Source organism: Desertibacillus haloalkaliphilus, from assembly GCF_019039105.1.
Taxonomy (GTDB): domain Bacteria; phylum Bacillota; class Bacilli; order Bacillales; family KJ1-10-99; genus Desertibacillus; species Desertibacillus haloalkaliphilus.
This window is the reverse complement of record NZ_JAHPIV010000009.1, coordinates 119688-132096: the sequence shown is the minus strand read 5'-3', so window position 1 is coordinate 132096 and position 12409 is coordinate 119688. Positions and strand designations below refer to the sequence as shown.

Sequence of the window (12409 nt, the reverse complement as noted above, 5' to 3'; positions counted from 1 at the left end):
AATCTCGTCATTTATCAAAGTTCTTTTTCGAAAAGGATGAAAGGAAGATATTACCATGTCAGAAGATATGAATACTAGACAAGGTCGCCGCAAAGCGAAACAACAACAAAAGAATAACCGAAAAAACAAAGGTGGCTTTTTTAGAAAGCTCGTCATATCCTTACTAATCCTCATGGTTATTTCTGTAGTAGCTGGCGGTATTACCTTATTTGCAATGATTCAGCAGGCACCAGAACTTGATCCAGATCGACTAACGCTTGCACAATCGGCTCAAATATATGATCAAAATGACGAACAGTTTGTGCAACTTCAAGCCTCTGAAAATCGGGTAAAAGTTAACATTCAAGATGTCCCTCAACTCGTCGAAGACGCCATTATAGCAACAGAGGACGTACGATTCCGAGATCATTTCGGAATTGATATCCGCCGTTTATTTGGTGCAGTTGCTGCAAATATCTCTAATGGATTCGGAGCTGAAGGTGCAAGTACGATTACACAACAAGTCGTGAAAAACCTCTTTTTAACGTCAGATAAAACGATTAGTCGTAAAGTTCAAGAGCAATATTTAGCGATCAAATTAGAACAGCAATATTCCAAAGACCAAATTTTGGAAATGTATTTAAATGCGATTTATTTCTCCAAAGGAGCTTATGGAATTGTACAAGCAGCTGATACGTATTTCGGGAAAACGTTAGATGAACTAGAAATTGAAGATGCGGCCTTACTTGCAGGTATACCACAACGCCCGAATTACTATAATCCATTTGTTAATCCAGATGCTGCTGAACAACGACGAAATACCGTCATCGCGCTTATGGAGCGCCATGAGAAAATTAGTAGTGAAGAAGCAGAAGCCGCACGAGCGGTACCGGTCGTTGACCAGTTAAATGAACAGGAACAAGAAACGTATCCTTATGAGGCCTTTCTTGACCACGTACTCGCTGAGGTAGACGAGATGGACGGAATTTCAACCAATGACCTTTATACAGCAGGGTTAAAGGTGTACACAACTCTTGACCGTGATGCTCAATCACATGTTGAATCAGTCTTACAAACTGACCAGTACATTAACGGCTATCCAAATAGTGAGAGCTTTCAAGCAGGGATTACCCTAATTGATACAAAAACAGGAGAGATTAAAGCCATTGGTGGCGGAAGAAATAAAAATAACGTTCAGCGAGGCTTTAATTTCGCAACAGATATTAAAAAACAGCCTGGTTCCACGATTAAGCCAGTTCTTGACTATGGTCCAGCAATCGATGAATTACAGTGGTCAACCGCTCACATTTTAGTTGATGAACCTCATACGTATAGTAACGGTGATCCACTCCGCAACTATAGTAGAAGTTATCGCGGTAGAGTAACCTTGAGGGAAGCCTTAGTCAATTCAGACAATATCCCTGCTATTAAAGCATTACAAGAAGTTGGTCTCGATAGTGCCCAACAGTTTGCTGAACGACTAGGAATCCCCTTTGAAAATAGAATTGAAGAGGCCTATGGGCTCGGTGGTTTTACAACTGGAATCTCAACGCTTGATTTAGCAGGTGCTTATTCAGCATTCGGTAACGAGGGGATTTACAACAAGCCTCATACCATCAGAAAAATTGTATTTCCTGACGGTCGTGAAATCCGAACCACACCAGATCCTGTTGTCGCTATGAATGACTATACCGCTTATATGATTTCTGACATGTTAAAATCGGTCGTCAACTATGGGACAGGCCGTCATGCTAGCATTCCTGGTCTCCCATTAGCTGGAAAGACAGGTACAACGAACTTTACCCCAGAGGATATCTCCCGCTATAACATTCCAAGTGGCGGAGTTCCCGATGTGTGGTTTGCTGGGTATACGACTAATTATACGGCTGCTGTTTGGACTGGATATGATAAAAAGGGTGAAAATCATTATTTAAGTGGAAATGAACGTAGGCTTGCCCAACAGATATTTAAAGCGGTTATGAGTGAAGTATCTAAGGCCAAAGAAACCGCAGACTTCAAACAGCCAAATTCTGTCGTACGAGTTGGAGTTGAACGGTCTACAGGTTTATTACCGAGCGACAGCACGCCATCTGATCAAGTCATTTATGAACTATTTGTTGAAGGTACAGAGCCACGTAGAGTGTCAAATGTGTATCAAAAAATGACAGCACCACAAGACTTTGCGGCTGGTTATAATGAAGATACAAACCAGATTATTATGAGCTGGGGTTATCCAGAAGATGAGCGTTCTGGTGTATCATTTAGACTTGATCAGCGTATAGGAGATGGAGAGTATACCAATCTAACATCATCTAGAGATATGCAATATATCGTTCTTAACCCAGAGCCCGGACAGACGTACCATTTCCGGTTGACAGCAATAAATGATAGTAATCAAAACAGACAAAGCGATCCAGTACAAACGTCAGTAACGGTTCCTGGTGTAGATGTTATTGAAGAAGATGACGACCTTGATGAAGACATTGACGAAGACATTGATCTCCCTGAAGATCTCCTTCCACGTGAAGACGATGAAGATCAGGATGAAAATGATCAAGATCAAGGCCAAAGTCAAGGCAACGACAATGGGGAACGTGAAAACAATTCAAACCGTGGTAATAATGGAAACGGGAACAATCAAAATGAAGATGAGCCCGATGATGTTGAGGATGAAGAAGAAGCCAGAGACTTGTTAGACATTACTGGTTAACCTTCACAAAGAAGAGGTATATATGGCGACAATTGTCGCCACATATACCTCTCTTTTTTTACTTACTTTTATTACACGTGATATGCTTTTCTTTCTGCTTCTAGAGATTGTTGTTCGACTTGGTCAAACATGGCTTCAAAGCGCTCGAGTTCTGTATCTAATGCCACTTTTAAACGCTGCTTCAAATCTTTTTCAAGTTCTTCACATAATGTCAACACTTCCGCTTGCAACTGCTTTGCTATGTCAGCAATGGTCTCACTACCAGCTTCGTACCCTTGATCGACTAACGCCTCTTTTAACGCACGAATGCCTCCATTTTCAAAGAAATCTTTCTTCGATTTAAAATAAGAAAGGAATTGGTCGGTATCAATCGCCAACAAGGAATCAACATCCGGAATTGTTAGTGTTGGTACTTTCACCTCTTGGGAACAATACAAATGCGGTAGCTGTTTTTGAATATGATTCACTTGTTCATGTAACCATGCTTCTGCTTTATTTTTCAATGTTGCTTCTAAACGTATAAGCGTTGCTTCAATTTCTTGTTTCAAGAAATACTCTCCTAATCCTTTCCATTCCTTAATACCATTACTTAATGCTTTTTGCTGCGCCTTTTTGTTTGCCCCTACAATCGTCGCTGCATTAATCGCAGTTGAATAATAGTCATTAATCACAAACTTCACTCGTTCTCGCAGGTATAACAATAACTGCTCTTGCTCAAGGAAAACATCACGGGTCGCATGCTGAAACGTAAGTGTTTCAATTGATTCATTAAGCGTTTTCACTGTTTGCTTCAGTTCTCGATGACGTTCATGTTGCTCAGCTGTTTCTGCTTGCATAAATGCCAAGCTATCATCAATCTTTTTCAAAAATTGGTCAAAATGATCCTTAATCATCGACATGCTTAGCTGCTTTAATTCCAAAATCGTATGCTGGTAAAAAGAATCTTCAAACTCAGTAAATGAAGTTTTTTCATTTGATGCTGCTTTCTTTGCCTCTAACCCTTGCTTACTTGAAACATGATGAAGTCTTGGTTTTTCAATGCCATTTCTTGTTAGTTGGTCATACACATGCTTACGTACACCATTTAATTCTTGATTACTACTTGCCAGGTCGGCAGCATTAATCACGAAATAAAGCTTGTCATGACTGAAACTTTCATTGACCTTTGCCATTTGTTGCAAAAAGTATTGATCCGCTTTTGAAAACGCATGATTGTAGTACGTTAAATAAAAAATCGCATCAGAATTTCGGAGTTGTTTAAAGGCTACATTTGTATGTCGACCATGGATCGAGTTAACACCAGGCGTATCAACAAGAATAACGCCTTTTTTAGTAACCGGGCAATCGTAAAAAATAGTCACTTCCTGTAATAAACAGGCTTTATCTTCTTCGGCAATTAAACTTTGTAGCTGCTCAAGTGTCACAGAAAAATGGTTTCCTAACTGCCACTCTGTCTCCTGTAAACTTGCTTTGATCGTCATTAAATATTCAGCGTATGTTTTTTGCCAACTTGAAACGTATTGGTTTGGCTTTGGTTTCCACTTTTGTAACGAATCAATCGTCAATTTCTCATCAAGCTGTTCTGCGACAATCGAAATTTCCTCGTTTAATTGTTCTCTTGTTTTCACAAATACGACAGCTGTTCCGTGTTGATTTTCTTCCGTTGATTTACGCACTGTATTCACAGTTGCTGTCGTTGGATGTGGCGAAACAGGCAAGATCGCTTCACCGAGTAACGCATTAGCAAAACTTGATTTACCAGCACTAAATGCTCCAAACAAAGAGATAATAAACGTCTGCTTTTGATAACGATCAATTCGTTCAAGTAATTGTTGGCGTTCATGAGAAAGCAATTGCCGATCTTGATAGTCAGTTAACGTCTTTGAAAGCTCTTCGATCCATTGTTTTGTTTCCTCTTCAGAAAAGTCAACCACACCTTCGGACGAATCCTCTTCTTCCCAACTCGTATCAATCACACTTTCTGTTGGAAGCGTTACGTTATGAAAACTGTCTTGACGAGTCGTCGGATAAGATTTTGTAAATGTCGCTCGAATCACCTGTTCAAACTTTCCGTTATCATCAAGCCTTGCTAACATGTCGTCGATCCGTTCTATTTGTTGATCAAACGCCTGCTTCTTTTTTTCAATCGCATCCACATACGCCTCGAGTTGTTTGAACTCCTCAAGCCTTTTCACAAGTGCATCACGCTTTGTTTTCCAATGGCTCTCGAGCCCTTCTGTTTGTAACTGTAAGAGACGTAGTGCTCGGTTTTGCAGTTCTTTTACGATCACTGCCGTAATTTCCTTCGTGAACGTAAAGACGTAGTCACGGCTATGCTCACCTGTTTTCACTCTACTTGTAAGCAAGTCAGCCTCAACAAAATAATCAAGTTGGTCAAGTTCTTGCTCAAATGCCTCACGATTGGTCAACAATTCACGTTCGACTTTTTGAAAATAACTTTGCACGTGAAAGAGTAACTGTGTCTTTACCTTATCTTGTAAATCCGCTATTAACTTTTGTAAACGATTAGCTCGTTCCTCAGCGGTTTTTTTCTTTGAAAACAGCAGACCTACTTTAAACTGTGGCTGAATACTTTCTAACCACTGTCTGGTCAATTCAGTTGTTGTATACGGGAAAAGAGTTACATTTTTGAATAGACCGCCAATTTCCTTTTGGTATTGCTCCTCAATTTCAATCGGTTTACGCTCAGTTACAGCAAGTTCTTCCTGTAATTCTTCTCGCTTGGACAAATCTTCACTTTGGTAGCCTTGATCCTCCATCTCTGCTATCATTTCATCAACCGCTTCTAGTTTCTCTTCTTTGATCCGTGCTTCAACTGCACGAAAATGACTCTCCACCAAACGCGATTGAGAAATGTCGACAATGTCTTTACTGTTGTATAATAAAGCTTTTAATTTCTTTTCGAACGCTGAGAATTGATTGAGGTGATGGCTTGGATTTTTCATTGTCGTATAAAACATATCCAAATAATCAATCTCCCAATTCGCAAACACGTCCTTAACAGATTGTTGAAAGGCCTCGATCGAAAGCTCCTCTTCATTGTGTTTATCAATTTGATTAATCACAATAAACAATGGTTTCTTTTCATGTGACAACTGTTTGAGAAAATAGAGATTCGTCTCCGATTGCACATGGTTATAATCCATGACATAGACGATCACATCAGTTGTATATAATTGTTCAACTGTAACCGTTTGATGGGAATCATCCGTTGAATCGACCCCCGGTGTATCTAAAATCTTGCTATGCTCGCCCAAAAAAGGCAACGGTGCAGTAATCGTCATCGATGTAATTTCATTACCATCCATTCCCCACTCTCTAACCCGCTGCCACGGAATTTCACCAGTCCATGTTTGTTCTTTTCCTGTTTGATTAGCAACGGATAGAGCAAGTTCACCATTTTTAATGGCGATTATATTTGCACTTGTCGGAATCGGGCTCGTCGGTAATACTTCTGCACCTAACAACGTGTTGAGAATGGTTGATTTCCCTGCCGAAAAGTGTCCACAAAACGCAACTTCGAAGTCATTTTGCTTTTGTTTTGCTTCAAGTAATGCATAACGATGTTGTTCTTCAGTCGTTACGATATCATCAAGGTTTTTTGTTTCATTTGGTTTTACTTTTACTATTGTCATCGTGTTTACACCGTCCTTATCGTACCCTTACTATAACGAATTTTCCAAAAAATAAAAAGGCAAATGTAGAAATTCCTACATTCCTTTTTTCCGATCTAGTAATAATTGTTTATAAAATAGCTTCTCAATCTCGACAAAAAGAGCCTTAAGCTGAATAAAGGAATGATAATGGTCAGGCTGTTCGATGCTAAACGACAGCCTCTCCACTACATTTACAGGTTTGATTTCTAATCGTGCTAACTCTGACCTCCATGTTACTAATGAGTGGACTGGCTGTTTATTCATCCAAAACATAGCTTCTATAAAGTGGGCCAACTGCTTAATCATTGGATCTCTTGCTTGCACACGATCTCTGTTACGGAAATGAATAGCAATCACTTCTTCAGTTGATGTCCAATCCGAAAAAAGCTTTGGAACGTATCGCTCACGTTCGTTCCAAGGCTGTAGCGATTTAATGTGAGAAGCTTTCATGATATCAAATAAAAATAGCCCTTGTCTTTGATGAAGGAAAAAGGAGAAAGACGCATCCTCATCATAAGTGATCGTATCTTCTGTTTTAAAAAACGGCTCTAGTTGAAATGATTTTGGAATGATTAACTCAGGCACGCTGCTTCTCTCTCCTTTTCATTCTTTTTTGGCCTTCTCGACATAGGTCAAGTAAAGGACAACTATCACAGTTTGGGGATTGCGCTTTACAATGATAACGTCCAAAAAAGATTAAGCGATGATGTGTATCTGACCACAGTTCCTCTGGTATTTTTTTCATCAATGTTTCTTCCACTTCACGTACAGAATCTTTCCATTTACAAATCCCTAACCGCTTACTCACACGCTCTACATGTGTATCAACTGCAATCGCCGGGATGCCAAATGCGACTGATGTCACTACATTTGCCGTTTTTCGACCAACTCCTGCTAATTTCACTAACTCCTCGCGAGTCGCAGGTACTTCACCATGATGTTCATCTAGTAATGACTGTGATAATTTTTTTATATTTTTTGCTTTTGAGCGGTACAAACCAATCGAACGTATGTCTTGTTCAAGCTCCTCCAATGGGACAGCAAGATAATCCTCTGGTGTTTTATACTTCTCAAATAATGCTGGGGTTACTTTATTGACAAGTGCATCTGTACACTGAGCCGACAATACTACAGCGATTAACAACTCAAATGGATTTCTGTGGGCTAACTCACACTCGGCATCCGGGTACATATCAGCAATTGTATCTAATACTGTGTTGATTTGTTTTTTTGTTAACATCTTCAATCTCCTTTACTCAATTCTTATCGCCAAACGGAACAAAAGCGAGAGGGCGCTCCTCTCGCTTCAATCGTCCCTGCTATTGCTCTAACCAATTATATGTCGGAAACGTATTCGGCTGTACGCGTTCGGGCTGTTGATATCTTTTCCCTTGGTTTTTTCTAAACTTTTCACCGTATGCTTTGGCCTGTTCAACTGTACGAATACCATTCTTTTTCCATTCAAATAAGATTCGATCAATGTAGCGAAAATTTAATTTCCCAGAAACAACCGCTTCTTTTAAGGCTGCTTTTATTAGAATCGCCTCATGTTGGTCTTGGTCGAGCCACATCGACAACGTTTCACATTCAATCGGTGATAGTGGTCGACTAAACTCTTTTTCAAATAACTGAAATAAATTAATTTCCTCATCCTGCTTTTTCTTGTCTGTTGCTTCCCCTTCATGGCTACGCAACATTGAAATCAACTTTTCCCATAACGGTTCTAGTGAATACGACTCAGAAAGCAGTTGGTGATCATCTTGTTGTTCAAGTAAATCAAGGTAACCTTTTTTCACAAGCAGACGTAATTTTTCTGCACATTCCATTTCTGTTAAACTCATACGTTCTGAGATGTCGTGTGGAGTCGGAAATGAGTGCCCATCTTCAATAAATGCTTGAACATGCAACAATAAGACAAGTTCCTCTTCATTGATGCCAAGCTTTGTGTAATACTGTAATAACATTTTTGAAATTGATAAATGGCCGGCAGCCATCCATTGCACCATAATTTTATTACTCATTTAAACACCTCATTGTTTATTATAACACGACATCTCCACTTGGTCGTACAAATCGAACCTTTAATTTTTACCACGATTCATTCTGATCCGCTTGTAAACTTGAATCATCAGTCATGAAAAACTGCACCTCCAACTGTTAGATTGTGTCTAACAATTGGGGTGCAGTTCAAATTCGGTTTTTTTAACTGCTTAAGGATAAAGTCTATTTAGTAATCGTGGAAATGGGATTGTTTCACGGACATGCTCAACCCCGCATAACCAAGCCACCGTTCGTTCAAGACCAAGACCAAAGCCTGAATGAGGAACTGATCCATATTTACGTAAATCCATATACCATTGATAGGACTCTTCTGATAAGTTGTGTTCTTGATAACGTTGTTCTAATAATGCTTGGTCATCAATTCTTTGGCTACCACCAATAATCTCTCCATATCCTTCTGGGGCGATTAAGTCTGCACAAAGAACAACTTCTTCACGTCCGGGTTGTGGCTTCATATAAAATGCCTTTATCTCTGCTGGATAGTTGGTGATAAAGACCGGCTTATCAAAGCTTTCAGCAATCGCTGTTTCATCCGGGGCGCCAAAGTCTTCACCCCATTTAATTTCATGACCCTTTTCTTGTAAGAATGTAATCGCATCATCATATGATATGCGCGGGAAAGGTGCTTGAACCTTTTCTAATTTAGAAAGGTCACGATCAAGTGCCTTCAGCTCTAGTTGACAATTTTCCAGGACGGATTGCACAATAAATGCAACATATTGCTCTTGAACTTCTAAACTCTCTTCGTGATCCATAAATGCCATCTCAGGCTCAATCATCCAAAATTCAATCAAATGACGGCGTGTCTTTGATTTTTCAGCTCGGAATGTTGGGCCAAATGAAAAAACTTTTCCAAGAGCCATTGCAGCGGCTTCCATATATAACTGGCCAGATTGTGACAGATATGCATCTTCATCAAAATATTTCGTATGAAATAAGTTCGTTGTTCCTTCAGCCGAACTTCCTGTTAGGATCGGTGGGTCAACTTTCACAAACCCTTGTTCATTAAAAAACTGATACGTTGCTCGAATAATTTCATTACGAACCTTCATAATCGCGTGTTGACGTTTTGATCGAAGCCATAAATGGCGGTGGTCCATTAAAAACTCTGTTCCATGCTCTTTTGGTGTAATGGGATAGTCTAGCGCGTCATGAATGACTTCAATATTTGTTACCGTAAGCTCGTAACCCGAAGGAGAACGTTCATCTTCACGAATTAATCCCGTTACGTATAAAGAACTTTCTTGCGTGATCGCTTTAGCTGATGAAAAAACCTCTTCATCAACTTCTTGTTTTACAACGACACCTTGAATAAAACCTGTTCCATCACGTAATTGTAAAAATGCAATTTTACCACTAGAACGTTTATTTGCTAACCATGCTCCTATTGTTACCTCTTGTCCGACATACTTGCCTACTTGTGAAATAGTCGTTTTCACGCTTTTCCCTCCATGACATTTCTTTCTCTATGTATACCTGGCATCATTATACCCTTCGGTAAAATTAGAAGTCAATGTTACCGCAGAAGTACGGCTATTCAGACTTATTTTCCCATTAAAAAAGGGAGCTAAGGATTGAACCGTTACGTTCATTCCTCTACTCCCTTAGCTTTATTTCGTTTTACTTTTCACAAAGCGCTCAATTCTTGTTAAGGCCTCTTGAATTAACTCCAACGATGTTGCATATGACAACCTTACATTTTCTGGTGCGCCAAAACCAGACCCTGGCACTAATGCCACTTTTTCTTCTTCTAATAAGTCCTTAACCCAATCATCAACATGGTCATAACCATTCATTTTTACAGCTTCTGTTACATTCGGGAACAAATAAAAAGCTCCTTTTGGTTTTACACAAGAAAAACCAGGAATTTGGATCAGCTGCTCATACACCTTGTCTAGTCTCTCTTCAAATGCCACTCTCATGTTCTCAACCGAACCATCGTCTTCGGTATAAGCAGCAATTGAGCCAAATTGTGCATTTGCCGTTGGGTTCGATGTACTATGACTAGCTAAATTTGTCATCGCCTTAATAATCGTTTCATTTCCAGCTGCATAGCCGATTCGCCAACCTGTCATCGAATGTGATTTTGAGACACCGTTAATAATGATTGTCTGCTCTTTCAACTCTGGCGACAATTGTGCAACAGATGTATGCGTAGCTCCACCATAAACAAGTTTCTCATAAATTTCATCTGATACAATTAGAATATCGTGCTTCAAACAAATTTGACCAAGAGCCTCTAACTCTTCTTTACTATACATCGAACCTGTAGGGTTACTTGGTGAATTTAGAATGAACGCCTTCGTTTTCGTTGTAATCGCCTGCTCAACTTGTTCAGGAGTTACCTTAAAATCGTTCGTTTCTTTTCCTTCAATATAAACCGAATTTCCGCCCGCTAATTTTACTTGTTCTGGATAACTAACCCAATAAGGGGTCGGGATAATCACTTCTTCCCCTTCATCAAGGATGGCTTGGAATAATGTATATAAGGCATGCTTTGCCCCACTACAAACGATCACTTCACTAGGGTTATATGTAATGTCTTGGTCTTGCTTAAATTTCGTAATAATTGCTTCTTTTAGTTTTGGTAAACCACCGGATGGCGTATATTTTGTTTGTCCCTCTTCCATCGATTTAATGGCCGCATCAATAATATATTGCGGGGTATTAAAGTCAGGCTCTCCGGCACCTAAACCAATCACATCATGGCCTTCCTCTTTTAGCGCTTTTGCTTTTGCAGTGATTGCTAATGTTGATGAGGGTGTTAATGTTGATACACGTTTTGCTAAGTTCATGCTCCACTTCCTCCCATGTCAATTCAATTGAGTATAAAACCATTTGTTATAACTATAAGGGTTGTTTTCAAACGATTCAACCTTTTTCCGTTAATAATAAAAGATCTTTTCACAAAAAATGACTTATTATGACGTTTTCTTTACACTATACCTTTTCATAAATGTGCCGTCATCAAAGGTCATGTAATAATAAGAGTAGCGATCATCTTCATCTAAGTAAGTAACCTCATAAACAGGAATTCTTTTCTCTATGCCTATACGTATCGAGATCAGTTTCGCCACATTGAGCTCGTCACTTACCAGCTGACGAACATCATCTTCTGAAAGTCCATCCTGGCCGGTACGAGTGAATGTTTCCTCTAACCCTTCATCAACCCAAACGATTTTCTCTTTTTGATTTGAATCGTATCCTTTTGCCACATAATAAGTATGAGTCCCATGGTAAAAATCCATCGTTTCGATTGTTTCAAGTACACCTTCATTAATGAGGTAATGACGAGCTTTTTCTTGTTCGACAATTAGCGGCTCTCTAACTGACTGGTAAAAAAAGTATGACGATATAACGATGACAACAATTATCACTATACTGCTAATTAACATCCATTTTTTCATCGTCTCACCAAATTACGTTCGATAAATCGTAAAGACCATTTTTTCTTTGTCCTCATCAAGCGCTAGACCAAACATAAGGTCATCCTCTTTCAAGGTACGATTTAGAGCATCAACAACTTTATAGACATCTGGTGACTTTTGAATCTTCACCGTAGATAGCTTTTCAATTTTTTGTTCCATTTTTATTCCTCCAGCTTTTCCAAACATCTCACCTATACTGCAAACTATTTCTAAACATAGCCGCCCTTGTAATGGCCATACTATTAGTACCGCTCAACAAAGGAGGTCTGAGCGTGTGATACAAAATACGACGGTACAACAACCAATGTCTACAGCAGAAAAGTTTCAACAACAAAAAGATTGGTTTGCGCTCTCTTCTCGATATCGGCCACAAGAAGAGAAGACGATTGAAGAACATTTCAGGCAAACACAATTTCCAACAGCACTAGATCATGACCAATTCCGTTGATATGTTTTTAATAGTCAGATAAGCAAAAAAAATTCCTCCTACCACACCTCAGTTATGTGGCTGTCCCACTCGTGACCGCCTACATTGACCTAATGCCTCGGTTGGT

Annotated in this window: 10 protein-coding genes; 2 read left to right on the top strand and 8 right to left on the bottom strand. The window is 39.4% G+C overall.

Annotated features, from left to right (window positions below; genetic code table 11):
- The first annotated feature begins 55 nt into the window (after positions 1–55).
- Positions 56–2689, top strand: coding sequence for a PBP1A family penicillin-binding protein (locus KH400_RS11770; RefSeq protein ID WP_217224826.1), 2634 nt, complete (start codon positions 56–58; stop codon positions 2687–2689).
- A gap of 71 nt (positions 2690–2760) precedes the next feature.
- Here KH400_RS11770 and KH400_RS11765 read toward each other — a convergent pair whose 3' ends face one another.
- The 8 genes from KH400_RS11765 to KH400_RS11730 form a co-directional block, all read right to left on the bottom strand.
- The gene (locus KH400_RS11765) at positions 2761–6345 is read right to left on the bottom strand and encodes a dynamin family protein (RefSeq protein ID WP_217224824.1); all 3585 of its coding nucleotides are present in this window, start codon (positions 6343–6345) and stop codon (positions 2761–2763) included.
- Positions 6346–6420: 75 nt separating this feature from the next.
- Positions 6421–6951 (bottom strand): YpoC family protein, encoded by a 531-nt coding sequence (locus KH400_RS11760; RefSeq protein WP_217224822.1) that lies wholly within the window; start codon positions 6949–6951, stop codon positions 6421–6423.
- Complete coding sequence (gene nth / locus KH400_RS11755) at positions 6944–7606, bottom strand: endonuclease III (protein WP_217224820.1); 663 nt, start codon at positions 7604–7606, stop codon at positions 6944–6946. The genes KH400_RS11760 and nth overlap by 8 nt, the downstream gene beginning before the upstream one ends.
- A 79-nt stretch (positions 7607–7685) precedes the next feature.
- Positions 7686–8387 (bottom strand): DnaD domain-containing protein, encoded by a 702-nt coding sequence (locus KH400_RS11750; RefSeq protein WP_217224819.1) that lies wholly within the window; start codon positions 8385–8387, stop codon positions 7686–7688.
- Positions 8388–8576: 189 nt separating this feature from the next.
- Positions 8577–9866: an asparagine--tRNA ligase gene (asnS, locus tag KH400_RS11745; protein ID WP_217224816.1), complete on the bottom strand. Its 1290-nt coding sequence runs from the start codon at positions 9864–9866 to the stop codon at positions 8577–8579.
- A 171-nt stretch (positions 9867–10037) separates the two neighbouring features.
- Positions 10038–11222 (bottom strand): pyridoxal phosphate-dependent aminotransferase, encoded by a 1185-nt coding sequence (locus tag KH400_RS11740; protein ID WP_217224814.1) that lies wholly within the window; start codon positions 11220–11222, stop codon positions 10038–10040.
- Between the two features lie 126 nt (positions 11223–11348).
- Positions 11349–11834, bottom strand: a complete 486-nt coding sequence (locus KH400_RS11735; RefSeq protein ID WP_217224812.1) for a cell wall elongation regulator TseB-like domain-containing protein — start codon at positions 11832–11834, stop codon at positions 11349–11351.
- Positions 11835–11846: 12 nt separating this feature from the next.
- The gene (locus tag KH400_RS11730) at positions 11847–12014 is read right to left on the bottom strand and encodes a YpmA family protein (protein WP_217224811.1); all 168 of its coding nucleotides are present in this window, start codon (positions 12012–12014) and stop codon (positions 11847–11849) included.
- Positions 12015–12129: 115 nt separating this feature from the next.
- On the opposite strand from KH400_RS11730, the gene KH400_RS11725 reads away from it, so the two are divergent.
- The gene (locus tag KH400_RS11725; RefSeq protein ID WP_217224810.1) at positions 12130–12303 is read left to right on the top strand and encodes a hypothetical protein; all 174 of its coding nucleotides are present in this window, start codon (positions 12130–12132) and stop codon (positions 12301–12303) included.
- Positions 12304–12409: the final 106 nt, after the last annotated feature.

Excerpts from the sequence above, each read along its gene's own strand:
- KH400_RS11770 (WP_217224826.1), top strand. The coding sequence starts at position 56 with ATGTCAGAAGATATGAATACTAGACAAGGTCGCCGCAAAGCGAAACAA.
- KH400_RS11765 (WP_217224824.1), bottom strand. The coding sequence starts at position 6,345 with ATGACAATAGTAAAAGTAAAACCAAATGAAACAAAAAACCTTGATGAT.
- nth (WP_217224820.1), bottom strand. The coding sequence starts at position 7,606 with ATGTTAACAAAAAAACAAATCAACACAGTATTAGATACAATTGCTGAT.
- KH400_RS11750 (WP_217224819.1), bottom strand. The coding sequence starts at position 8,387 with ATGAGTAATAAAATTATGGTGCAATGGATGGCTGCCGGCCATTTATCA.
- KH400_RS11740 (WP_217224814.1), bottom strand. The coding sequence starts at position 11,222 with ATGAACTTAGCAAAACGTGTATCAACATTAACACCCTCATCAACATTA.
- KH400_RS11735 (WP_217224812.1), bottom strand. The coding sequence starts at position 11,834 with ATGAAAAAATGGATGTTAATTAGCAGTATAGTGATAATTGTTGTCATC.
- KH400_RS11730 (WP_217224811.1), bottom strand. The coding sequence starts at position 12,014 with ATGGAACAAAAAATTGAAAAGCTATCTACGGTGAAGATTCAAAAGTCA.